This is a genomic window from Roseibium album, from assembly GCF_965233825.1.
GTDB classification, from domain to species: Bacteria; Pseudomonadota; Alphaproteobacteria; order Rhizobiales; family Stappiaceae; genus Roseibium; species Roseibium album.
The window spans coordinates 5,067,891-5,091,320 of record NZ_OZ247583.1 but is presented as its reverse complement, the minus strand read 5'-3'; the positions used below and the strand labels follow the sequence as shown (position 1 = coordinate 5,091,320).

Below are 23,430 nucleotides of genomic sequence, written 5' to 3'. Positions count from 1 at the left end.
CGGGCGTTCCGAAGTTTCTGTGACTGAAAATCAGTCGATTGGTCAGTTGTTTACGACTGCATCCTGGGCAGCGAGTTCGCTAACCGACGTGACGACTTCGACCTCCCGGTCTTCGCCGGGCACAACTTCGAAGGTGTGCTGGTAGGTGCGGCCGTTGTTCCTTGCCAGAGCCTCATATTCACCCGAGGCCAGAACAAAATCGGGAAATGCGCCTGTGGCTTCCACGACAACATGACCTCCAGCACTCAGAACGGACCATGTGGTGTTGGCGATTGCTTCGCCGCCACGTTCATTCACGAGCTTGAGGGTAATATCGGCTGCCTTGTGCAGAATTGTCGCTTCGGTCAGCTTGCCCGGCAGGACCTGGATGTCTGCACGGATGACCGCGTTCACGTCACCGTAGCGGCTTACGACATGATAGGTATCCGCACTCAGGCGGAGGATGGACCCGGGTTTGACATCGCCGACGATCTTGTTGCGTTCACCACGCTCATCGAACGTCATCCCGTAAACGTCGAACGTGACCTGCTGCTGATCGATGCCATTTCCGTCCTTCATGGCAGCACCGAATTTGATCCCTCCGGCATTCAGCGTCAGCATCTTCGACTGTACTTCCTTGCCGATGACAACGCGATTTGTTGACTGAGCGTAACCAAAGGCGGTGTGGACAAGATAAGCACCGGGATCGAGCCGGAATTCGGCATCGCCACCATTCGCCGTCGCCACCAGTTCAAGGCGGCCGTTGGCATTGGTGGTTTCGGAATAGATCCTCCAGACCAGACCGTCATCAAGAGGCGGGCTGTCCTGTGTCAGTTTTGCCATCAGGTAAAGAGCACCCTGATCCAGCCCGTCACTGAAGCCGGTCATCGTGGAATGGGTCGGCACGAGTGGCAACTTGGCGTCCGAAAACAGCGGTTCGGGTTCGCGGTCCAGCAGGTTGATGATCTGATCTTCTCGGGGGACAGACGGCGCATTCGGATCGGGTTTCGGGCCCGGTGGCATTGGTGCTTCGACTGTCTGAGCGGACAAGGGGGCGCTCTCAATCACGATTGCCGGGACAGCTATCAGGAGCGCACAGGTCGCGTTTTTCAAAAAACGCAATGTCGCCGCGCCGATTGAAACTGATCCTAAATCCAACATGCCCACTTCGTTATCTTATCAACTGCTAAAAGTTACAGTCTTTTGTCTTTTATACCAATTCGTGTTGCCACGGTACACCGGTTTAAACCCAATCGATTGACTGCACAATGCGACAGGTCAATTAGCCCCCTTTGGACCATTGCCGAGTGATGGCCAGTGCCCGGCAAACATGCGGGACCCTGGCAAAGCCAGCTTTTCCAGTGCTCCTAAAGGACTTGAAAATCGGGCGAATTCAAGACATCGAAACTAAAGTTGACAATTCCGGTCAATGAATTAGGTGGATTGTCACAATTGCAACTGTTCGAAGAGAAAAACGTCATGTCCACGTTCAGCCACGGTTCCCCCGAAACGCTGAAATTTCTTCGGAAGCGACGCTCTCACCCGTCCGTGACGATGTCGGAACCAGGGCCGAATGAAGATGAGCTAACCGACATGCTGACAATCGCGGCCCGAGTGCCGGATCACGGCAAACTGAACCCCTGGCGCTTCATTGTATATCGGCCGGAACAAGCGCGTGTGATCGGCGACCGGCTTGCTGAAATCTGCGAAAGAAGGAACGGCCCGCTCGACGACGAACAACGGCAGAAGGAATCGACCCGCTTCATGCGTGCACCGGTTGTTGTCGGTGTTGTCAGCACCGCTGCAGCGCACCCGAAAATTCCTGTCTGGGAACAGCAACTCTCTGCCGGGGCGGTCTGCATGAACCTCGTGACTGCGGCATCCGCGGCTGGATTCGTGTCGCAGTGGCTCACGGAGTGGTACAGCTTCGATCAGGAAGCCGCATCGTTTCTGGGAGTTGCGGGGAGCGAAAAGTTTTCCGGTTTCATCCACATAGGAACGCCCAGCCAGCCACCGGTTGAAAGACCACGCCCCGATCTTTCTGATCTTGTCCGTGAATGGAGAAACACCGACTGACATGTTTTACGAAACTTCAAGCAATGATCACGGACTGCCTCACAATCCCTTCAAGGCGATCGTCTCTCCGCGGCCGATCGGGTGGATCTCTTCACTCGATGCCGAAGGGCGCACAAATCTTGCTCCCTACAGTTTCTTTAACGCGGTAGGTGATCGTCCTCCGATCGTCATGTTTTCGTCATCCGGCTACAAGGATAGTGCGGCAAATGTTGAGGCGACCGGCGAATTCGTCTGCAACATGGCCAGTTGGGACCTGAAAGACGAAATGAATGTTTCGTCAGCGGCGGTGCCAAGCGAGACCAGTGAGTTTGAGTTGTCGGGATTGGATATGGCAGCCTCCCGGCTGGTCAGGACACCACGTGTCGCCAGGGCAGTGACGGCACTTGAATGCAAGCATCTCCAGACGATCAAATTGACAGATCTTGAGGGAGCAGAGACGGACAACTGGATCGTTTTCGGGCAGGTGGTCGGGATACATATCGACGACAGCATCATTGTGAACGGCAAGGTCGACGTCACTCGCTACAAACCGCTCTCCCGTCTTGGATACATGGAGTATGCTGCCATAACGGAAGTGTTCGAAATGTCTCGTCCGACAATTTGAGGCTTCCAATCACTGGTCAACGGGCAATGCCTTGAGAGCGCTGCCATGGGCAATCGACTCACAAGTTTGCGCATTTCTGTTTCAAAGGCATGGATGCGCGTTTCTTTCGATTCCCCAAGGTTTTGTGAGAAAAACAGGCGATTTCCACTTTTTCGGCAGAACGTATCGTGAGATCTGCCGTGTGCCGGAAGAAAAACAGCATCTAAACCCCGTAAAGGCACCGGGACAGGGTGTCGTTAAGTATTTGTTAACCATTTGGACGCGAAAGTTAACGAAGTAATAATTTGTTCCGTCGAGGAGACAGGGTCATGCATGTCGCTGACACACCCTCGGTCGCGTCTCGGATCGAGCTTGCGTTTCAATCTGCGAGTAATTCAACAGGAACGTCGTTCGACTACCTGGTGAAGACCGCTGCACGCGAGTCGTCGTTCAACCCGTCTGCGAAGGCAAAGACGTCGAGCGCAACCGGTTTGTTCCAGTTCATCGAGTCGACCTGGCTGGAGACAATGAAAGAGGCTGGTCCCAGGCACGGCCTGGAAAAATACTCCGACCAAATTCAACGTTCCAAGAATGGCAAATATTTCGTCAAGGATCCGCAGGCTCGGCTGGAGATACTCGACCTGCGCAAGGATCCGGGAATCTCGTCCATGATGGCCGGTGCCCTTACACAGAAAAACGCAAACTATCTGGAGCAGAAGATCGGCAGGGAACCAACCGATGGTGAGCTTTATATGGCCCATTTTCTTGGCGCCAACGGGGCCAGCCGATTGATTGATGCGACCAATGCCAGTCCGGATATGCGTGCAGACAAGATGTTTTCTGCGCAAGCCCGGGCCAACAAGCCAATCTTCTTTCACGGCAACGGCAAAGCCCGTTCAATGCAGGAAGTTTATGAGGTCATCGTATCGAAACATGACGCCGTGACCATGATTGCCGAAGCGAGCGGCAAGACGAACCTGCGGACGTCAGGCGCGCTGACAAACGTGGCCGCTCTTCCGACTGCAAAGCCGGTAAACGCGATGCCCGGGATTGATAATCAGAATTTTGATCATCTGGCCGGTGATCCAGCCGCAGCATTCGCGATGCGCGCGAAGCCTCCGGCACCGGGACAGGTGACTGCCGCTGCAGAACTCGCGACGGGAAATCCGGTCAATCTAGCCGAATCATCAGTTCCATTACCACAGGGCAGTGCACGCCAATCGCAAATGGCGGGCAGTGCAAACTCCGAAACACTTGTCAGTTCCGCTGAAAAACCGGCGCCACAAGATCCACGCCAGGCCTCAATCAACGGAGGCGATGAAAGCGCGCCAACCTCGCGCGTGCTGTCCGCTTTCCAGGCCGCAGAAACGGCCAATCCGTTTGAAGCCCTGTTCAGAAACGATCAGGGATCTTCCCAGGCAGGCGTGAATCCCCGCTTTGCGTCCGCATTTGCGGCTGTTGAAGAAGCGGCGATGTTCAGCGCCCTGTCCGGGGCTTCCAACCAGGTCGCAGCACAGGAACTGGCGCTCGCAGACCAGGGAGGTCCGCTGGATCTGACCAGATTTCTCCGACTGAAAGCAGAAGAGGAGCAAAAGGATTTATTGCCACCTGCCTGACCGTTCGACTTTTTCAGGTATTGGCAAAATTATGGTGAACAGATCGTTAAGTCTTTGGTGTCAGGATACAAGCTGACCCTAGAAAAGACCGATTGCCGCCATGACCAAATATGACCTTTTGCATTTGAACAAAGATGACGATCGTATTCAGGACATTCTCGCCGCGCGGGAATTCGCGGAACGATATCTTGCCGCCGAGGACGACAGTCAGGAACAGGCAGAGATGGCAACGGCACTGACAGTTCTCTTGGACGACCCGAGCCGGGGCGTTCGCAAGGCGATAGCAAGGGTTTTGGCAACCAGCCCGCTTGCCCCCGGACTTGTCGTGCGCTGCCTTGCCAGTGACATCGACGAAGTTTCGGTGATCATCCTCAAGTCATCGCCGCTGCTTTCTGATGCCGAGCTGGTCGATTTGCTGGCGGGCGGCAGTGAAGCGGTTCAATGTGCAATCGCAGAACGCCACGGCATATCGGCAGCGATCAGTGCAGCGCTTTGTGAAGTGGGCAGCGAAGACGCCTGCCAGGCTTTGTTGAACAATTCCAGCGCGCAAATACTCCAATCCTCTCTCCTGAGGCTTGCTCAGAGATTTGAGGACCGACCGGATATCTGCGACCAGTTGCTGAAAACCAGGGACCTGCCTCTTGCCAATCGCTATGAGCTGTTGATGCGCCTGGCGGCAAACCTGGACGATCATCCGATCGTGCTGGAGCGGGTGCCCGAACATCAAAGACACACTTTCCTGAGTGACGCGGAAGACAAGGTGGTCTTGCGGTTGGCGCTTGAGGCGAGTGAAGACGAGCTTCCGGATTTCGTCGAACACCTGCGTTCGCGCGGCAAGCTGAACACCCGGCTTTTGTTGCGCGCTGTGTGTTGTGGCCGTTTACGGTTCTTTGCGGCAGCGCTGGCCAATCTCGGCCAGGTGCCGCTTCCAAGGCTTTGCAAGCTTCTGGTCACGGTTCGCCGGTCGGCCCTTCAGGCGATTCTCCGCAAGGCCGGTCTTCCGATTCGGGCGCATCAGGCATTCCTGCTATCGATCGATATTGCCCGTCAGGCGCATGCCGACTTCACCTATGACCTTGCCTTGGACGAGGCTAGAATGTTGACGGAAACACTGCTGGAAGAAATGCAGGACGGTGCTCTTGGTGCAGATGAGGACGTTGCTGCCTTCCTGCGCCGCTTTGCCATTGAAGTCGCCAGGCTGGAAGCACGTCTGATGGTGAAGAATGGGTCGTTGCAGGTCACCAGAGCTGCGTGACGATATGGCGAATTTGGGACGCCAAGTCCGTTGGCATATCTTTGGGAAAATTTTTCATATCGCTGACCGTAACCTTATTTCCAAAGACATCGCATTGGTTTGGTGCTTCGACCCATCAGACCACCGGCATCTATGCACATGAAATTTCGACCACATGGATGCTTGTAGATTTTGTAACTTTTAGCACTAAGGCCAATGCTGGTGCGCCCGTATCGGGTTGGATCTGCCGGGCAGCTTGCGCTCACGTTGGCTGAATTGGTCTGACTACGACTTTCATTGAAGCCTGATGAAGAAGGACCGTTCAACGCAACGCATTTTCCATTCTTGATTTCTTGGTTGCGGCCGCAAACCAGAGGACAAACTCGTCCTTCCGATTGTTTGAGGGTCTCAAGAACCTTTGGTGAGGGGGCGAGCGAGACGAGAACAATTCCTTCCTCATCTGAATAGTTTTTTAAGGCACTTCGGCTTCGATTTCCCCAAATTCCATCAATCCTTCCAACTGAGCAACCAAGACGATTTAGTTCGGTTTGAACGGCTCTCGCCAACTCCTTTTCGTTGCTGGGGAGAGGTTCATTCGCTCCCACGCGGTCCTGATCGTCAACTACCACGGTTGAAAGACTTGCGATCTGCTGTGCCGTCTCTATTTCACCTGTTTCGTCTTGCTTGTTTGCATCTTTGCGCGTTTGTGAAGGGGCCTTTTCTTTTCTCCTGATTAGGGATGTAATTTTCAATCGAGCAAGATCTGCGTAAACACCTTGGGGATATCGGTTCAAGTAGCTCTCGAGCATTTCGATTTGCTCGGTGCCTTGAATGGATTGCCAGTAGGTGATTTCTGCTTCAGTCTCTCTTTGGGCGCGTTTTTTCTTTTCATCTTCGGAAACAGCCTCGATTTCGACAATGCGGATGCGGGCTATGTCTGCGAACTGACCATCGGGATAACGTTTCAGATAGGTTTCGAAATACGCGATGGTGCTGCCGTCCTTGATTGACTCCCAGAAAGTCAGCTCGATCTGAGGATCGACTTTCGGTTCTGCCAGTTTCAAGACTTCTTTTTGTTTCAGAACGACCGAGCCGGTGAGCGAGGAGTTGTCCCAGGGAACCTGCTTGCCATTGGTGGCCTTCAGAACGTCGCGGCGAACTAGGACCAACTCTTTTGTTATTTCCATACCCGGCGTGCCGAGATGTTTGAGCAATGCTGCTGTAAACGGGCTGTTCTGGTTTGAGCCGTCCAATGCAACATTTCCTGGTTGGGTAGCGAACGAAATAAGTGTACCCACGCCTGATCCGATTTTCGCCAAACCTCTACTGACAGCACTTGAGCGCGTTCCCAAGGAGCGGGCCAGATTTTCAGCGAGCGGGTTGTTGCGGCAAGCATCCAGAAAAATGATGTTAACCTTCGTGCTTCGCTCCATAGCGTTAAGGATCAGGTTTGTCGGGACGGTCTCGAATTCAAGGTCGAGATAAGATGCCAATTGGGTATCCGTCGGCAGTAGGTAGTTGTTTCCGTTAACCTGCATTCCATGCCCGGCATAAAAAAACAGAGCAAGATCCGCTCCTTCGAGCGTTCTGACAAATTTGTGGATCGTTCGACGCATCTCCCTTAAATCGAGGTTGACGCCTGTTGTGACTTCAAACCCGAGCTGCTCCAATTTTTTTGTCATGCCGGAGGCATCGTTTTGAGGGTTAGTCAACGGAGCGACGTTATCGTACTGGGAGTTTCCGATCACCAAGGCAACGCGCCGTTCCGCCTGAGCAGTCGTGACGAAAGCGAGCAAAGTCCAAAGAACAAGCAAAAGATGTTTCAAAATGCTCTCCCAACCAATCGCTGCAGAGTAGGGTTGCACACAAGTAGTGTCAATTTGACCAGCAAGCGATCTGGTCTTATTTCTTTCTAGGAGTTGTGCAAGTGAACGGAACCTTTCGAGGTCAAATCCGGCTTGCGGTTTTATGCAGGCGTGTTTTTGTGGACGCCCCAATTGATTGAGGCAGCCATGCCCTCCACAACGCTCGACGCACGCGCGCAGGCAACCATCGGAATTGTGCTCATGAGTGTGGGCATTGCGAGCCTCAGTGTCAGTGATGCAATTGCCAAGGCTCTGACAGCCGGATATTCGCCGATACAGATCCTGTTCATACGCAATCTCATTGCGTTGCCGTTCGCGATCGTGATTGCCCTGTCGATGGGCGGACCGGGCGCGTTGCGCTCCTACAGACCGGCGGCCCATCTGCTGCGCGGCATCTTTTGGCTGCTGGCAGCAGTGCTGTTCTTCACGGGGTTGAAACACCTTGAAATTGCGGAGGCAACTGCACTTGTCTTCGTGGCTCCAGTTTTCATAACCGCCATTTCAGCTCTGTTTTTGAAAGAAACGGTCGGCTGGCGCCGTTGGCTTGCGGTGCTTGCAGGATTTGCCGGTGTGCTGGTCATTGTCAGACCCGGCGCGGGTACGTTTCAAAATGAAACGCTTCTGCCGATCGCCACGGCTTTCTTGTATGCAGTCCTGATGATCAGCGCCAGGTGGGTCGATCCGCGTGAGAGCGTCTGGACACTGATGCTCTATCTCGTCGGTGCAGGCGCATTGTTGAGCGCACTTGCCGTGCCCTTTGCCTGGGTTGAAATTCAATCCGGGGATATCTGGATGTTCATCGGAATTGCAATTTTCGGGACAGCCGGCATCACCTTGATCACGCAGGCGTTTCGGTTCGCGTCGGCTGCCACGGTTGCGCCGTTCGAATATAGCGCGTTGATCTGGGCCACTTTGCTTGGATGGATCATCTGGGATGAAATACCGGACATGCTTACCTATGTCGGCGCCGGCATCATCATATTGAGCGGGTGCTACATTGTCTTTCGCGAACAAAAGCTGCAATCGGAAGAAACCAATTGAACGGACTACTCGTTCCCCCCGGTGTCCGGTGAAAACTGTTTCAGGAAGTCGGTGGTCACGATATCAAGCGTTTCAAGCAATTCCACGCCGGTCCTGTTGTCGTCATCTTTTGCGCCTTCCATGACCATTGCCCGGATAGCTTCGACGTAACGTTCGGTAAGCTGTAGTGGAAGTTTCTCCGGAGACGGCACGGTTTCTATCAGATGGCAAAAACTGGCAGCAACCCGGCCAACCAATGGGAATCCCAAGGTTAGCGCCTGGCCCTTGATATTGTGTGCGGCCTGGAACAACGGGGCGACAGTTTCCTCGGTCATGCCCTCGGTCTGTGCGGTTTCCCAGGCACGCAACAAGGTGACCGTCTCATTGATCATCCAGCTGCCGAAATGACCGGACAGACGGTTCAGTGCTGCTTCTGCTGCCTTTATCGGATCAAATTTCTTCGCTTCCCTTGGCGTCAGTTCACGAACCTTTCTGCGCAAGTCATCCGGTGGCGTCAAGATTTCGTAATTCTGGTCCTGGGCAGTTTCGGCCATGGCAGCTTCTGTCTCCGTCGCGGATATGAAGAGAATTCCAGTGCACAGTATCGGAGAACTCACTTAACAGGCTCTTGCCAGGATCAATTTTCGGGCGAATTCCTGTCAGTAACGGAACATTTCCGTCAAAATGCGTTCGTCCCAGCCATGATCGGAATCGAACATGATCTCCCCCTGCGCCTTGGACGATTCCCTGACAGTGACATGTGTGACATGCCGAATTTCGGTGTGGTCCGCAGACGCGCTGACCGGGCGCTTGTGTGCTTCCAGGATTTCGATGTCCACCTTCGCCCAGTTTGGCAGCAGGGCGCCGCGCCAGCGTCTGGGACGGAAGGCACTGATCGGTGTCAACGCAAGCAGTTGCGCAGTGATCGGGAGGATCGGGCCATGTGCCGACAAATTGTAGGCTGTGCTGCCGGCCGGTGTCGCGACAATGATGCCGTCGCAGACCAGTTCCTCGAGGCGAACCTTGTCGTCGACTGAAATTTTCAGACGCGCGGCTTGTGAGGTTTGTCGAAGCAGCGAGACCTCGTTGATCGCAAGTGCCGTATGTGTCTTCCCGGTCTCGTCTATGGCAGTCAGTTCCAGCGGGCGTATTGTCGTGACATCGGCATTTGCAAGCCGGTCGCGCAAATCGTGTTCATGGTATTCGTTCATGAGGAAGCCGACCGATCCCCGGTTCATGCCATAGATCGGCTTGCCCCTGCCCATATGTGCATGAAGCGTCTGAAGCATCAGACCATCTCCACCAAGCGCCACAATGACATCAGCCTCGTCGGCGTCAACATTGCCGTAGCGATTTGACAGGTCTTCGACCGCGCGTTGCGCCTCCTCGGTATCGCTGGCAACAAATGCCAGCTTTTCCGTCGAACCAGGGCGAAATACATTTGATTTCAAGGGAAGGGGAGATTGATTCATAGTCCAACGGTCTTTTGGGCGGACAGCGTCTCCGCAACCGGCTGCGCCATTTTGAAACGCACAGCCTCTTGGTTTCTGGGTGACCACCATAACGGGATTTGCAAGAAGGGGCAGTGACTTTTTTCCGCGACTTCAGTTTGTCGGCTCTTGCGTTTCTTGTGCTGCTGCCGGTGGCGCGGTCTCTTCGGCCCCGTCACAGGACGCGTTCTGGATCAGGTCCTGCCATTGCGTAAAAGGCACCACTATGGAGCGTTCATCGTTTATTTTGGCAGCCATGACCGCGGCGACCCGTGGCCCGAAAATCGTATTGACCATGAGTGGTCCACCCGATGCGCCGCTCTCGGTGTTGCAATCGGTTACCCAGACATCTTCCTGGCTACCGAGAACCGAGCAGGACGGGACAACGGTCGGCAGGTAGGGGCGGCTGCGACGATATCCGACAGACAGGAATCTGGTCGTCTTGCGCAGGCGCCTCGATTCTTGCGGCGTCAAAGGCGGCAAGGGGAAAAGTGTGCTGGGTTCCTTCAATATGATCAGGGCAAGATCCTTGCGAATTTCATCCACTTTCGGACGATTGCGGGCGACGTAGCCGTCGATTGTCAGCAGGCATTCGGCTTCCAGCCTGGCAGCATATTTGTCCCGGCGGACCCCGGCGATGAAGAGGACTTCGTCGGCAGGCAACTTTTCCTGGGTCTTGCTGGAAACAATGCAGTGCGCGGCGGTGAGAACCTTGTTGGGAGCGATCAATGTGCCCGTACAGCTCGACACCGACCGATATCCCGCGCGATTGACACGGCCGATGGAATGCCAGGGATAGTCGGTGCTGTCGATGACCGTGAGTTCCGCGTCTTCGGCAGAAGAGTTCTGGATTGCGGATGCCGCCACGAGGCATATGACTGCGAGCCGAACCAGCTTATGAAGCGCTGAAATGACCGGTTGGCTGCGGATTACAATTCGACTCATTACTTCTGGTTCCGGTCCTGTTAAACACGCCACGTTTTGGCTGCGCAGTTCAAAAAGACCAAAATCCAGCGCGAAGCCTTCTACTGGCCATAGTAGTCCCAGACCAGCGTCCTTGCGAGTGTTTCGTCATTATGCCTGAGGCGCGTGGTCAAAAGCGCCTCTATGTTGGCACAGACTATGTCCTGGCATTGATCTGAGTAATCTTCAATGTCGGTCGCGCCGGCGTCCTTCAGGAGGATGCCCGGCAGGTCTGTCACATGGACATATTGCCAGTCCGCTCCCATTCGCACCAGAAGCGCGGGCGGGGTATGGTTGGAGGTGTCAGGGAAATGGTGGGGGCACCGTTTCATCAGCTCGCGGCAATCGAACTCCCACAACGCGGCATCGCGCCAGACAGTTGGTGTCGTACCAACCAGGAATGGGGCCAGGCTTCTCCCGTCAGGAGCGTGTTCCGGGTCGATTTCCAGGACGTCAAGAAGAGTGGGAAAAACGTCTGTTGAAGATGTGAATGAGGTAACCCGATTTCCTTTGGTTGCATAAGGTGCGCGGATGACCAGCGGGATGTGATAGCTTTCCTTGTAATAGCCACCCTTGCCGAGCATCCAGTGGTCACCCATCATTTCAGCATGATCCGACGTGAAGATGATCATCGTGTTCTCGAGCGAGTCCAGGACTGAAAAAATCCGCCCCAGTTGAGCATCCACTTCGGTGATCATCCCGTAGTAGAGCGCTCTGATCCGGGCGAGATCCCGCCTGGCAAGATCCCGTACCAGACCCGAAGCCCCGGGAATGTGGCTCGCTAGCCGCTGAACGTCCTGCAAGGCGGCAATGACAGGATGTGCCGAGGCTTCCTTTTCCGCACTTTCGGCTCCGGCAAAGTCAGGGCCTTCCTCAGGATCGTACATGGTGTTGTAGGGCGCTGGAACAGCGATCGGCGGATGCGGCCGGAGAAAGGAAACGTGCGCCATCCAGGGCCTATCTTCTCCTTTCTGTTCGTCGAGCCATGTCAGGAATGTATTCGTCAGGAATGCGGTTTGAGTCTCATCGTGGGAATAGCGGGGCGGAGCCAGGGAAACACGCTCGTCTTCTTCCTGCTCGACCTGATGGATCTTGTCGAATTCAGCCGGATCATAACCACGAGTTGTCAACCAGGAGAGCCAGGGTTTGTCGTCTTCGTGCAGGCTCTGGCGGACGGCAAACCCGGGCAGAACACCTTCATAGGTTTTTAGGGCAGGATCATTCGGATCGTGTTGCCTGGGGTCAGGTGAGGTGTCGGTATAACCGAACAAAGTTGGCGTATATCCCGCTCTTCGAGCGGCTCTGGCTATGTTGTCGAACCTGTCATCCAGGGGCGCACCGTTGCGTACGACCCGGTGGTTCATCTGGTACAGACCGGTGTAGAGCGATGCTCTTGACGGAGAACAGGGGGCAGTGGCCGCATAATGCTGTTCAAACACCGTTGCATTTTCAGCGAATGCATCAAGGTTTGGAGTCCTTACGACCGGATGTCCGACTGTTCCAAGGCAGTCTCCTCGCCACTGGTCTGCCGTAATGAGAAGAATGTTCGGGCGATTGCTCATGAATGCATCCAGATGACTTGGCGGCCGTCTCGCGGCAGTTGAGATCGAACAGACACATTCCGTGATCAATTGGCAAGTCCACGATGAAGGTCTCGTGCAGAGTTTCCGTCAGATGACAGACAAGACCTGCAAGCCGGCGTTTGGACGCCGGGCATGGTGCCGCACCGTTCGGTTTAACTTCATTGAGTCGTCGTGCCGCCGACTGCGATTCGCATACGTTTCCTGCGTCGCAAAACGATACAAATGCAACTGCCCGGATCTCAGTTTTCCCGAGAGAGTTTCGATTTTGTGGGTAGATCTCTTACGCGGGGTGATTTCGCTCGTCGGTCCTCTTTTAAACCCAGGCTTGCTCGGCTAGGCTCCGTTGCAATCAGGTTCATCGTTTTGACATCGGCTCAGTGCGTTGAGCAGAAAGTAGGCTGCTTCAGACTGTTTTCGACACTGAATTAATCGCAAACGGGACACGCGGTCCCGTCTCGGGGGAGCATTTACTGAAGTGACCATACCGCGCTCGATCCTCAAAAATTCCAATCATTTCTGGATGGCGGGTCTTCTGGGCGTCTGCCTTCTCCTGCAAGGATGCGGCGTTTCGGACGCACCGATACTCTTTCCGAAGGGGCCGGTTGCGCTTGCGGAGCGAAATCTGCTGTTCACCGCTTTTGCAGTAATGATGATTGTGGCCATTCCCGCCATTGTCCTGACACTCTATTTCGTCTGGCGTTATCGCAGAGACGGCGGCAAGGGAGCGTATACGCCCGATTGGGACAGTTCCTGGAAAATCGAATCGGTTGTCTGGCTGGTTCCCGCGGCAATCATTGTTGTTCTTGGAACGTTGGTCTGGCAGTCGACGCACAGGCTTGATCCATACAAGGAACTCGTGTCCGACAAACCGGTCTTCAGGGTGCAGGCTGTCGCCCTCGACTGGAAATGGCTGTTTCTTTACCCCGAGCTCGGTGTGGCCAGCGTCAACGAACTCGCCTTTCCGGCAGATCGTCCGCTCTCGATTGAGATCACTTCCGACACTGTCATGAACTCCCTCATGATCCCGGCGCTTGGCGGGCAGATTTACGCGATGGCGGGCATGCGCTCCGAACTCAACCTTCTCGCTGACGAACCCGGTGTCTTCATGGGGCGAAACACTATGTACTCAGGCGACGGCTTTGCCGATCAACATTTCAAGGCGCACGCCTTGAGCGGAGACGGATTTTCCAGCTGGAAGGACAAGGTCGCCGAAGAAACAGCGAAGCTAGATGCAGAAACCTATCTGCAGCTTCACAAACAGAGCACTGCCAATCCCGTGACCTACTATTCCGCTTACGAGACAGATCTCTTCAATCTGATCCTGCGCAAGTATTCACCGATCGTCGGTCCATATGAAAGCAAGGCGGCTGAACTTATCTGCAGGGGGGCTGCGTGATGCTGGGACGCCTGACAATCGAAGCCATTCCGCTTTATTCCTGGGTCGCCATGGGCGGTGCTGCGGTTACTGTTTGCGGCGGGCTCGCGGTTTTTCTGCTGATTACCTATCTGCGTGCATGGAAAGTGCTCTGGACGGATTGGCTGACGAGCGTCGACCACAAGAAGATCGGCATCATGTATGTCGTGCTGGCGCTTGTGATGCTCGTCCGCGGATTTGTCGATGCCCTGATGATGCGCGCCCAGCAGGCGATTGCGCTCAACAGCGAAGGCTATCTGCCGCCCGAACATTTCGAGCAGATCTTTTCCTCGCATGGCACGATCATGATCTTTTTCGTTGCAATGCCCTTCCTGACCGGTCTGATCAATATCATCGTGCCGCAACAGATCGGTGCGCGAGACGTTGCCTTTCCCTTCCTGAACTCCGTCAGTCTCTGGCTGACGGCCGCCGGGGCGGGTCTGGTCCTTGTGTCGCTGGTCGTCGGCAAATTCTCCACGGCCGGCTGGACAGGTTATCCCCCTTACTCCGGCGTCGAGTTCAGCCCCGGTGTTGGTGTCGACTACTGGCTTTGGGCCTTGATTGTGAGCGGCGTCGGCAGTACGGCGTCCGGTATCAATTTCATTGTCACCATCGTCAAGAACCGGTGCCCGGGGATGACCTACATGCGTATGCCGCTGTTCACATGGACGGCGCTGTGCATTTCGGTCCTGATCGCGTTTGCCTTTCCGGCGTTGACCGTCGTCGCGGCGCAACTCACGCTGGACCGCACACTCGGCTTCCATTTCTTCACAAATGGCGATGGCGGCAACATGATGCTGTTTGCCAATCTGATCTGGATCTGGGGACACCCGGAGGTCTATATCCTGATCCTTCCGGCCTTCGGCATCTTTTCAGAAGTGGTGGCAACATTTTCGCGCAAACGCCTGTTCGGCTACAAGTCGCTGGTTTACGCGACAGCGTGCATAGCAATCCTTTCCTTCACCGTCTGGCTGCACCATTTCTTCACCATGGGATCATCGGCAAACGTGAATGCCGTGTTTGGCATAGCGACGATGATCATAGCCGTGCCGACCGGGGTGAAGATCTTCGACTGGATGTTCACCATGTACCGCGGGCGGATCGAGTTTCACCCGTCCATGGTCTACACCATCGGCTTCATGGTGACGTTTGTCATCGGCGGGGTCACGGGCGTACTGCTTGCCTTGCCTCCGGCCGACTACCTGATGCACAACTCAACGTTCCTGGTTGCCCATTTTCACAACATGCTGATTCCAGGAGCGCTTTTCGGCTATTTTGCCGGATTGAACTACTGGTTTCCCAAGGCTTTCGGGTTCAAGCTGGATGCCAAGTGGGGTATTCGATCGTTCTGGTTCTGGTTCATCGGTTTTTATCTCGCTTTCATGCCGCTTTATGTTCTTGGCTTCATGGGAATGAGCCGGCGCATGGAGCACTATGCGGATCCGAACTGGCAGCCTTATCTGATCGTTGCCGCGCTGGGCGCACTCTGTATCCTTTGCGGCATCGTCTGCATTGGCGTCCAGCTCTATGTTTCGGCCAAAAACTGGGGCTCCGCACGTGACGTGACCGGAGACCCATGGAACGGCCGCACACTGGACTGGGCGACGTCTTCGCCGCCGGCTCCGTATAATTTCGCAGTTCTTCCCGAGGTCCGGGATGTCGATGCCTTTCATGACATGAAAATTCACGGAACCGCATACCGTCCACCTGCGCATTACGAAGATATCGTCATGCCAAAGAAGAGCGGCCTAGGACCGGTAATCGGTGCCATGGCGTTCGTGCTCGGATTTGCCTTCGTATGGTACATTTGGTGGCTGGTGGCGCTTTCACTCGTTCTCATACTGATTTGCATCGGCATAAGGGCCTGTGACGATGATACGGATTTCGTGATGCCAGCAGCCGAAGTAGCCAGGATCGAGGCGGCGCACCTTGCCCAGATAGCTCCAGTGGACATGCACGACATGCGGGATTTCGAACCGCGCGGGGCTGCCTCCGGCACACCATTGGCGGGGAGGGCGTAATGTCAGAAACGACCATGAACGAAGACCTCCTCGAGCACGTGGAAAGAAAATCACTGGAATCGCGAGAATTCGGGTTCTGGGTCTATCTGATGACCGATGCGATTATCTTTGCGCTTCTGTTTGCTTCCTATGTCGTGCTTTCCAAGAACTCCGCCGCAGGGCCAACGTCAAAGGACGTGTTCGATCTCAGTCATACTGCCGGCGAGACCGCGTTGTTGCTGTTTTCAAGCCTGACCTTCGGCCTTGCGACGATTGCCATGTCGCTGGGACAGACTGGCCGGGTGGTGCAATGGCTCTTCGTAACGCTGGCGCTCGGTCTTGGTTTTCTGGCAATGGAGATGATCGAGTTCAGTGGCATGATCGGACAGGGCGCGGGACCGGAGACGAGCGGTTTCCTGTCGGCATTCTTCACGCTTGTCGGGACACATGGCCTTCATGTGGCGTTCGGGGTCATCGGGATCTGCGTCATGATCGGCCAGGTTCTTGTAAAAGGGCTGACGATTCCGGTCCGGTCCCGGCTCTTCAGACTGGGCCTGTTCTGGCACTTTCTCGACATAGTCTGGATCGGGATCTTCTCGGTCGTTTACCTGCCGGGCGTGATGTAGGAGCGGACCATGGATCATTCAGCCGAACGCACTCTTTCGACCTACCTTACCGGTTTCGTGCTCGCGGTCGTTTTGACCGCGATTCCATTCGCCCTGGTCTGGGGCGAACTGCTGACCGGGCCTGCGGTCTACTATGTCATCGCGGTGGCAGCCGTGCTGCAGGTCGTGGTGCATCTCGTTTTCTTTCTGCACCTTAACCTCAGGTCGACGCCTGCTGAAAATCTCTTCTTCCTCGGTTTTGCCGCTGTTCTGATTTTCATCATGGTCGGCGGCAGTCTCTGGATCATGATGGATCTGCATCATCGCATGATGTGACCATCCGCGGGAAGAAGATGCAATATTACCCGATTGCGCCTAAAAATTGCGTTGGGTCAATGACGGTGGTGGCATTTCGTGCGAAATTGGCCCTTGTCTTGAACCAGGCAAAGGGGACACTCATGTCGACAATGCAAGCCGCTGTCGTCCGCGAATTCGGAGCACCGCTCGATCTTTGCGAAGTTGAAAAGCCTGAGGTTGCAAACGGCAAGATCGTCGTCAAGATGGTCGCCTCCGGCGTCTGCCACACCGATCTACACGCCGCCGGCGGTGATTGGCCCGTGAAACCAAGTCCTCCTTTCATTCCCGGACATGAAGGCGTGGGATATGTTGCCGAAATTGGGGCGGGCGTCACATCCGTCAAGGAAGGTGATCGTGTTGGTGTTCCCTGGCTGCATTCGGCCTGCGGACACTGCAAGCATTGCACCGGCGGTTGGGAAACACTCTGCACCGATCAGCAAAATACCGGCTACAGCGTGAATGGCGGTTTTGCGGACTATGTCTTGGCAGATCCGGACTATGTCGGACACATTCCGGACGGGCTGGAGTTTGCACCGGCAGCACCCGTTCTTTGCGCTGGCGTAACCGTCTACAAGGGTTTGAAGGAAACGGACACCCGTCCGGGACAAACCGTTGTTGTTTCCGGCATCGGCGGGCTCGGACACATGGCGGTGCAATACGCAAAAGCGATGGGGCTGCATGTTATCGCGGTCGATATCGCTGAAGACAAGCTCACGCTTGCCAGGTCCCTTGGAGCCGACATGACCATAAACGCGCTGGAGACCGACCCGGTTGCGGAAGTGCAGGCCGGTGGTGGCGCAGAAGGCGTCCTGGTGACGGCGGTCGCAGGGAAGTCTTTCGAGCAAGGTGTCGGGATGCTGGCACGCGGTGGCACCATGAGCCTTGTCGGCTTGCCGCCCGAGGACTTTCCACTCTCCATTTTCGACACTGTACTGAACCGGAAAACGATCCGTGGATCGATCGTTGGCACGCGTCTTGACCTGGCTGAATCCCTGCAGTTTGCCGCGGAAGGAAAGGTCAGCGCACACTATTCGGAAGAGACGCTTTCCGACGTCAACAGCATTTTTGATCGCATGAAGGCGGGGACAATCGACGGCAGGATCGTCATGGCGATCTGACGATGTGTATCCATCGTGGCCAGCAACTTTTCTGCAAGCTGCTGGCCACGTAAGGAAAACCGGGCGTCAGGCTTTCGCTTTCAAGGCGTCACGGATTTCTGCAAGAAGTTCTTCTGCCGTTGGCCCCTTGGGTTCTTCGGGTGCGGGTTCTTCCGGCGGGGTCGCTGCATCCTTGATCCTGTTGACGGACTTGACCAGCATGAAAACCACCCAGGCGATGATCAGGAAATTGATGACCGCCATGATGAAAGCACCATAGGCGAATACCGATGCTCCGGCTTCACGGGCGGCCTCTAGCGAAGCGCCTTCGGGAACATCGCCGGCAAGGACGGCGTAGTTATTGGTAAAATCCACGCCGCCTGACACCAGTCCGATTATCGGATTGATCAGGTCTCCTACCAGCGATGTCACGATCGCTGTGAATGCTGCTCCGATAATGATACCGACGGCCATATCCATGACATTGCCCTTGGCAATGAAATCCTTGAATTCATTAATCACACTTCCCTCCCGATTTTTGCACAAGGCAGCAAGTTCCTGTCCAACTTGCGATCAATGGAGCCTACAAAAAATGTCAGCGCCTGTGGATTTTTTTTAAAGCTGGCCGGGCATCCTTCACGGGCCTGCGGTTTGTCGGCAACCAGTTCTCTGTTTCCCTCTGCCTTGATCAATAACAGGATGCAGAAAAAGTGCTCAACAGACGGTCGCACGGCCGAAGCACACAATCATATCGCAGGACTGGTTCAATTCTTTACAGCACTCCTGAGAGCCGCAGACAATGCGGTGATGGCGTCGCTCGGTCTGCCCTCACGCACTCTGGTGTGAAGAACAATCGGCAGGGAAGGCAATTCCGGCAAGTCGAGTTTTGAACCGACCTCGACAGCTCCCAGTGGCAACATGCGTCTGGCCAGGGCTGCCACACCCAGTTCGGCCATGACGGCAGCGGATACTGCGGTGACACCGCCACCGGAGAACACTTCCTTCCATGCAATACCTGCCTCATCGAGGAGTTTGCCGGCAATGATACGCACACCGCACGGTTCCGGCATGGTTGCCACCGGCAACGGCTCATTGGCGTGATGCTGCCAGCCTTGTGCGGCGTACCAACCGAACTTCTCCTCCGCAAGAAACCTGCCGTCGCTTCGCCCGTCGTTCAGCCGTACGATCACCGTATCGAGTTCGTACCGGTCATAGCATTTCAACAACTCGCCGGATGATCCGATCCGGATCTCGATGAGAAGATGACGATCCTGCGCATTCATGCGGGAGATCAACAATGGCAATTCAGGACCTGCGACGTGATCGCTTATCCCGATTGTCAGGCGTTGGCGGGACCCGGTCAGGGCAGCCAGGGCGCTGTCGTGTTTCTTCAGCAGCTCGCGGGCATGCTCCAGAAACGTTGCGCCCTGTGCCGACAGGTGCACATATCTCGGTGTCCTCTCGATCAGCTTGCAACCAAGGCGTTCCTCCAGTCGTTTCAGTTTCAGGCTGACAGTCGACTGGGTTGCACTGGTTGCTTCTGCTGCGCGCGTGAAGCTGCCGAGCTCGGCAATTCGGACAAAGGTCCTGACTGCATCAAGATCGAGTGGGCGATCATTCATTTAGTTTCTCAATTTTTGATATCGTTTTTCATTGTATATCTTAATGTAAGCGATCTCTCTAGGGTGAAACCGACAATTCGGAAAGGATCCCAGAATGCCACTCGTCCATGTTTCACTCAGAACCGGAAAATCAGAAGCATACCGGCAAGCTATTTTCGATGGCGTCTACCGTGCGATGAACGAAGAATTCAACGTGCCTGAAGACGACCAGTTCATGACAATCACCGAGCACACAGCAGCCAATTTCCGCTACGGCGCGTCCTATCTCGATATTGCCCGAAGCGATGATCTTGTGTTCATCCAGATCACTGCGAACAACACGCGAACTACCGAAGAGAAAAAAGCGCTCTTTCGGCGTATCGCCGACCTGCTCGGCAACAATCCGGAAATCCGACGTGAGGATGTTTTTGTCAGCCTGGTAGAAGTCGACAAGGAGAACTGGTCACTCGGCAACGGTATTGCCCAATATGCATGACTTCACCCGTGCCAGATCATCATGAAGATGATCGGCTGCCCGGCTTACGAGGAAAAAGCGGCAGACCCGTCGATTTTTCCGGAGCATGAACAAGAGTTTTTCACAATCACTTGTCAGCATCGCGGTTGTTCAACCCGAAGGAGAATCCTGATGCGTGTGCTCACCGGTTTCAAAGGTCTGCTGCTTATTTCTTTTGTCGTGTTGGGGCTTTCCGCCCACAGCGCCTCAGCCACCTGTGCCCAGGACATCAGCAAGGTGGAATACGCAATCGACCATGCAAAGCGTACCGGAATAGACATCACGGTTGCGGAAAAGATGCGCGCTTTGCTGGAAGATGCCAACAAGGAACGTAAATCCGGCAACGAACAGAAATGCCAGGAACTGATCGATCAGGCAAAATACATCGGCAATGTCGAATGACCTGACGCGGCGAGGTCCCGATGGCGCTGAATAAGCAAATCGAATAGCGACCTGAAGCGAAAATATCGATAAAAATATTGAAGCAAGATAAATATCGTCTATTCTGATCACGAAATCGGGAGGACACGATGTTTGACATGATAAAATCTGCAAGCCTTGCCTGTGGACTGCTTCTTTCGGCAACCTTTGCGCAGGCCGAAGAACTGCGTATCGGGACAGCGAGCCTGGGTGGAGCCTTCTATCCGATGGGCCAAAGTATCTCCAACCTGGTCAACAAATACGCGGGCGATGACATTTCGATGGTCCCCGTGGTGACCGGCGGTTCTGTTCAGAATCCCAGGCTCATTGACAGTGGTGAGGTCGAAATCGCCATCACCAACAACAATCTGGCTGTGTTGGCCTTGAACGGGAAGGGCCCTTACAAGAGCGGTGCGATTGACATGAGTGCAGTGGCCGCGCTTCACCCGAGTGTGCTGCACATGATCGTGTTGGAAGGATCCGACATCAAGACCATCGAGGACCTCAAGGGCAAACGGGTCGCGGTCGGGCCGGCTGGTGGCGGGACGCTTGGATTCATGAATTTCCTGCTGCCGCTGCACGACATGTCAATGGACGATATCGTGCCGAGTTTCCTTTCCTATTCGGACGGTTTCAGCCAACTGAGCGACGGCAATGTCGATGCGGCCTTTGCCCTGTCAGGCTATCCGGCCGGGGCGGTCATGCAGGCTGCAGCCGGCAACAAGTTGAGGTTCATCGATTTTTCGGACGGTATTCTCGACAAGGCCCTGGAGAAGAACGGAGCCTTCAAGCCCGTTGAAATACCGGCCGATGTTTATGGAACGGCGGAACCGGGGACTGTTATCGGTGTCAACAACATGCTGATCGTACCCAATTCCCTGTCTGCGGATGTCGTTGAGAAGATCGTGACGGCGGTCTTTGACAATCTGGAGGAGTTCCAGGCCGAGAATGCCAATGCCAAGCAGATCGATCCTGCGAATTCGTTGAACCTTGCCATACCGCTCCACGAAGGTGCGGCACGTTACTTCAACAAGTAACCGGAATTCAGCGTGCAAAAATCGCCACGGGCCCGCAAGAGCGGGCTCGTGAGCTATCATGAGGAAAGGAAAACCGCGTGCAGGAGCGGGAGCCCGGGACATCCCTTCTAGACAAGCAAACCGCGATTCTTGTCGCGGCGTTCTGCCTTGGTCTCTTTCATCTTGCAGCCGTCTCCGGCGTGATCTCGATTTCAACGATGCCATTGCGCCTGGTGCACGTCGCGATGGCATTCTCGCTGCTGTTCGCCCTGAAGCCGGCCTCGAAGCGTCTGGCAGGCACAAAGACAGATCTTGCTCTTACCGGGGTGTTGATCCTTGCCATTCTCGGCGCGAGCCTCTGGCTCATCTCGCGCTGGAAGTCGATTGCCTTCAGCGGCGGGTTGACGACGGATGGGGACTATTATGCCGGTCTTGTCATTCTCATCCTGGTCTTCGAAGCCGCGCGCCGAGGCATTGGGCTGATCCTCGCGATCATCACGCTGGTCTTCTTCTGCTATCCCTTCATCAGTCCCTATCTGCCGGGAATTCTGAATGGGCGCGGCTATAGCCTTGAACGAATGGTGCTCTTCCTGACCACCGATACGCAGGGGGTCTACGGCATCCCGATCGGCGTTGCCGCGACCTATATAATCGTTTTCACGATATTCGGCGCGATGTTGTCCCGGTTCGGAGCCGGTGACTTCTTCTTCGAGATTTCCATTCGCCTAACCCGGGGTTTACGCGCGGCGAGTGCAAAGTCCGCCGTATTGTTTTCAACGCTGATCGGCATGGTGTCCGGATCCGCAGCCGGCAATGTCGCGGTCACGGGCACGGTGACCATTCCCATCATGAAGCGCGAGGGCTATCAGCCTCATCAGGCGGGTGCTATCGAAGCCGTCGCGTCGACCGGCGGGCAGCTGATGCCACCGGTCATGGGTGCTGCGGCATTCATCATGGCCGAGATCGTCGGGGTTCCCTACACCACTGTCATGGCGGTTGCCATTCTGCCGGCGCTGTTGTTCTTCGGCTCTGCCTTTTTCGTTGTGCACCTGCAGGCGGTAAAGTCCGGCATTGAACCGAGGGCAGATGATCAGAGCGACGGGCGTCCGCTTTCCCGGGTGTTGATCCAGGGTGCTCCGTTCATCGGAGCGTTTGCCGTGTTGCTCGCACTGATGCTCTCAGGTTTTTCGCCTTTCAAGGCATCGCTGTGGGGCATGGCGGCGCTGATCGGACTGGACATTGTCAGGTCGCGGCGGATTGACCTGGACCTGATCAGGAAAATCGCGGGCAGCATTGCGGAAGGATCGCGCAATGTCATAACCATTTCGGCGGCCTGCGCGGCGGCAGGTGTCATTTCGGGAACGCTCGGGATTACCGGCCTCGGCTCCAAGATAGCGCTTCTGATTGACGTTGCCTCCAACGGTCAGCTCATCCTGGCACTTCTGTTCACAATGGTTGCGTCGATCATACTGGGGATGGGGCTTCCAACGACGGCGGCCTATCTGATCCTGGCAACGGTGGTCGCCCCGGCGCTGGTCAAATTCGGTGTTCCGATGCTGACGGCCCATTTCTTTGTCTTCTATTACGGCTGCATCTCGACCATTACGCCGCCGGTTGCGCTTGCGTCCTATGTTGCTGGCGGTATTGCCGGAGCCGACGTCAACAAGGTCGGCTGGACGGCAGCTTCCTATGCCACGACGAGTTTCGTCTTGCCCTTTGCCTTTGTCTTCGGACCAGGTCTCCTGATGCAGGGCGATGTTTTCGGCAATCTTCTTGCCGTGATCACCGGTTTTGCCGGTGTCGGGGCTGTTGCTGCCGGTGTGGTCGGTTGTCTCTTTTCGCCGCTTTCGGCGGCAAACCGGGCTGTCGCACTGGGCGCCGGGCTGTGTCTGCTTGCGCAGTTCTGGCCCACCGCACTTGTCGGCGCGGTATTGCTCGGCTGGCTTTTCATCCAGCAGCGGGCTGCCCGGCAAGTTTCCCTGAAATCCTGAAGCAAA

At 55.3% G+C, this 23,430-nt stretch carries 22 protein-coding genes; 14 read left to right on the top strand and 8 right to left on the bottom strand.

What is annotated here, in order from left to right; all coding sequences use genetic code 11:
• Nucleotides 1-42 precede the first annotated feature (42 nt).
• Nucleotides 43-1,140, bottom strand: coding sequence for a hypothetical protein (locus tag ACO6TI_RS23335; RefSeq protein WP_422383467.1), 1,098 nt, complete (start codon nucleotides 1,138-1,140; stop codon nucleotides 43-45).
• Between the two features lie 318 nt (nucleotides 1,141-1,458).
• Between ACO6TI_RS23335 and ACO6TI_RS23330 the strand changes: the two genes are divergently transcribed.
• The 4 genes from ACO6TI_RS23330 to ACO6TI_RS23315 all read left to right on the top strand — a co-directional run bounded on the left by ACO6TI_RS23330 (nucleotide 1,459) and on the right by ACO6TI_RS23315 (nucleotide 5,509).
• Complete coding sequence (locus ACO6TI_RS23330; RefSeq protein ID WP_422383466.1) at nucleotides 1,459-2,055, top strand: nitroreductase family protein; 597 nt, start codon at nucleotides 1,459-1,461, stop codon at nucleotides 2,053-2,055.
• Nucleotide 2,056: 1 nt separating this feature from the next.
• On the top strand, nucleotides 2,057-2,659 hold the full coding sequence (locus ACO6TI_RS23325) for a flavin reductase family protein (RefSeq protein WP_108874006.1): 603 nt from the start codon (nucleotides 2,057-2,059) through the stop codon (nucleotides 2,657-2,659).
• Nucleotides 2,660-2,967: 308 nt separating this feature from the next.
• Entirely contained in the window at nucleotides 2,968-4,254 is a 1,287-nt protein-coding gene (locus tag ACO6TI_RS23320) for a transglycosylase SLT domain-containing protein (protein WP_144435992.1), read from the top strand.
• A 100-nt stretch (nucleotides 4,255-4,354) separates the two neighbouring features.
• Complete coding sequence (locus tag ACO6TI_RS23315) at nucleotides 4,355-5,509, top strand: DUF2336 domain-containing protein (RefSeq protein WP_422383465.1); 1,155 nt, start codon at nucleotides 4,355-4,357, stop codon at nucleotides 5,507-5,509.
• A gap of 74 nt (nucleotides 5,510-5,583) precedes the next feature.
• Here the strand turns inward: ACO6TI_RS23315 and ACO6TI_RS23310 are convergent, their stop codons facing one another.
• A complete protein-coding gene (locus ACO6TI_RS23310) occupies nucleotides 5,584-7,314 on the bottom strand; it encodes a caspase family protein (protein ID WP_209013798.1) in 1,731 nt (576 codons plus the stop codon).
• 186 nt (nucleotides 7,315-7,500) lie between these two features.
• Between ACO6TI_RS23310 and ACO6TI_RS23305 the strand changes: the two genes are divergently transcribed.
• Entirely contained in the window at nucleotides 7,501-8,394 is an 894-nt protein-coding gene (locus ACO6TI_RS23305; RefSeq protein ID WP_197000978.1) for a DMT family transporter, read from the top strand.
• 5 nt (nucleotides 8,395-8,399) lie between these two features.
• On the opposite strand, the gene ACO6TI_RS23300 is transcribed toward ACO6TI_RS23305, so the two are convergent.
• From ACO6TI_RS23300 to ACO6TI_RS23285, 4 genes are all read right to left on the bottom strand, one after another.
• Nucleotides 8,400-8,990 carry an Hpt domain-containing protein gene (locus tag ACO6TI_RS23300; protein WP_208992693.1) on the bottom strand — a complete coding sequence of 197 codons (591 nt, stop codon included), beginning with the start codon at nucleotides 8,988-8,990 and terminating at the stop codon, nucleotides 8,400-8,402.
• A gap of 42 nt (nucleotides 8,991-9,032) precedes the next feature.
• Nucleotides 9,033-9,845 (bottom strand): NAD kinase, encoded by an 813-nt coding sequence (locus tag ACO6TI_RS23295; protein WP_055116025.1) that lies wholly within the window; start codon nucleotides 9,843-9,845, stop codon nucleotides 9,033-9,035.
• Between the two features lie 132 nt (nucleotides 9,846-9,977).
• Nucleotides 9,978-10,808: a trypsin-like serine peptidase gene (locus ACO6TI_RS23290; protein ID WP_055404271.1), complete on the bottom strand. Its 831-nt coding sequence runs from the start codon at nucleotides 10,806-10,808 to the stop codon at nucleotides 9,978-9,980.
• Between the two features lie 80 nt (nucleotides 10,809-10,888).
• Complete coding sequence (locus ACO6TI_RS23285; RefSeq protein ID WP_422383464.1) at nucleotides 10,889-12,388, bottom strand: sulfatase-like hydrolase/transferase; 1,500 nt, start codon at nucleotides 12,386-12,388, stop codon at nucleotides 10,889-10,891.
• 496 nt (nucleotides 12,389-12,884) lie between these two features.
• On the opposite strand from ACO6TI_RS23285, the gene cyoA reads away from it, so the two are divergent.
• The 5 genes from cyoA (at nucleotide 12,885) to adhP (ending at nucleotide 17,903) form a co-directional block, all read left to right on the top strand.
• Nucleotides 12,885-13,805 (top strand): ubiquinol oxidase subunit II, encoded by a 921-nt coding sequence (gene cyoA / locus ACO6TI_RS23280; protein WP_282046212.1) that lies wholly within the window; start codon nucleotides 12,885-12,887, stop codon nucleotides 13,803-13,805.
• Entirely contained in the window at nucleotides 13,805-15,844 is a 2,040-nt protein-coding gene (gene cyoB, locus ACO6TI_RS23275) for a cytochrome o ubiquinol oxidase subunit I (protein WP_422385329.1), read from the top strand. The genes cyoA and cyoB overlap by 1 nt, the downstream gene beginning before the upstream one ends.
• Nucleotides 15,844-16,449 carry a cytochrome o ubiquinol oxidase subunit III gene (gene cyoC / locus ACO6TI_RS23270; RefSeq protein ID WP_422383463.1) on the top strand — a complete coding sequence of 202 codons (606 nt, stop codon included), beginning with the start codon at nucleotides 15,844-15,846 and terminating at the stop codon, nucleotides 16,447-16,449. The genes cyoB and cyoC overlap by 1 nt, the downstream gene beginning before the upstream one ends.
• A 9-nt stretch (nucleotides 16,450-16,458) precedes the next feature.
• Nucleotides 16,459-16,764: a cytochrome o ubiquinol oxidase subunit IV gene (gene cyoD / locus ACO6TI_RS23265; protein ID WP_082442405.1), complete on the top strand. Its 306-nt coding sequence runs from the start codon at nucleotides 16,459-16,461 to the stop codon at nucleotides 16,762-16,764.
• Nucleotides 16,765-16,886: 122 nt separating this feature from the next.
• Nucleotides 16,887-17,903, top strand: a complete 1,017-nt coding sequence (adhP, locus tag ACO6TI_RS23260; protein WP_282046214.1) for an alcohol dehydrogenase AdhP — start codon at nucleotides 16,887-16,889, stop codon at nucleotides 17,901-17,903.
• 66 nt (nucleotides 17,904-17,969) lie between these two features.
• Here adhP and mscL read toward each other — a convergent pair whose 3' ends face one another.
• Together mscL and ACO6TI_RS23250 are read right to left on the bottom strand one after the other, a co-directional pair.
• On the bottom strand, nucleotides 17,970-18,404 hold the full coding sequence (gene mscL, locus ACO6TI_RS23255) for a large conductance mechanosensitive channel protein MscL (RefSeq protein WP_029061701.1): 435 nt from the start codon (nucleotides 18,402-18,404) through the stop codon (nucleotides 17,970-17,972).
• Nucleotides 18,405-18,646: 242 nt separating this feature from the next.
• On the bottom strand, nucleotides 18,647-19,504 hold the full coding sequence (locus tag ACO6TI_RS23250; protein WP_055116011.1) for a LysR family transcriptional regulator: 858 nt from the start codon (nucleotides 19,502-19,504) through the stop codon (nucleotides 18,647-18,649).
• A gap of 94 nt (nucleotides 19,505-19,598) precedes the next feature.
• On the opposite strand from ACO6TI_RS23250, the gene ACO6TI_RS23245 reads away from it, so the two are divergent.
• The 4 genes from ACO6TI_RS23245 (at nucleotide 19,599) to ACO6TI_RS23230 (ending at nucleotide 23,424) form a co-directional block, all read left to right on the top strand.
• Entirely contained in the window at nucleotides 19,599-19,979 is a 381-nt protein-coding gene (locus ACO6TI_RS23245) for a tautomerase family protein (protein ID WP_422383462.1), read from the top strand.
• Nucleotides 19,980-20,129: 150 nt separating this feature from the next.
• Nucleotides 20,130-20,399, top strand: coding sequence for a hypothetical protein (locus tag ACO6TI_RS23240; protein ID WP_144435991.1), 270 nt, complete (start codon nucleotides 20,130-20,132; stop codon nucleotides 20,397-20,399).
• Nucleotides 20,400-20,527: 128 nt separating this feature from the next.
• On the top strand, nucleotides 20,528-21,454 hold the full coding sequence (locus ACO6TI_RS23235) for a TAXI family TRAP transporter solute-binding subunit (RefSeq protein ID WP_055116006.1): 927 nt from the start codon (nucleotides 20,528-20,530) through the stop codon (nucleotides 21,452-21,454).
• A gap of 77 nt (nucleotides 21,455-21,531) precedes the next feature.
• Entirely contained in the window at nucleotides 21,532-23,424 is a 1,893-nt protein-coding gene (locus tag ACO6TI_RS23230) for a TRAP transporter fused permease subunit (RefSeq protein WP_196900563.1), read from the top strand.
• The last annotated feature ends 6 nt before the right edge of the window (nucleotides 23,425-23,430 follow it).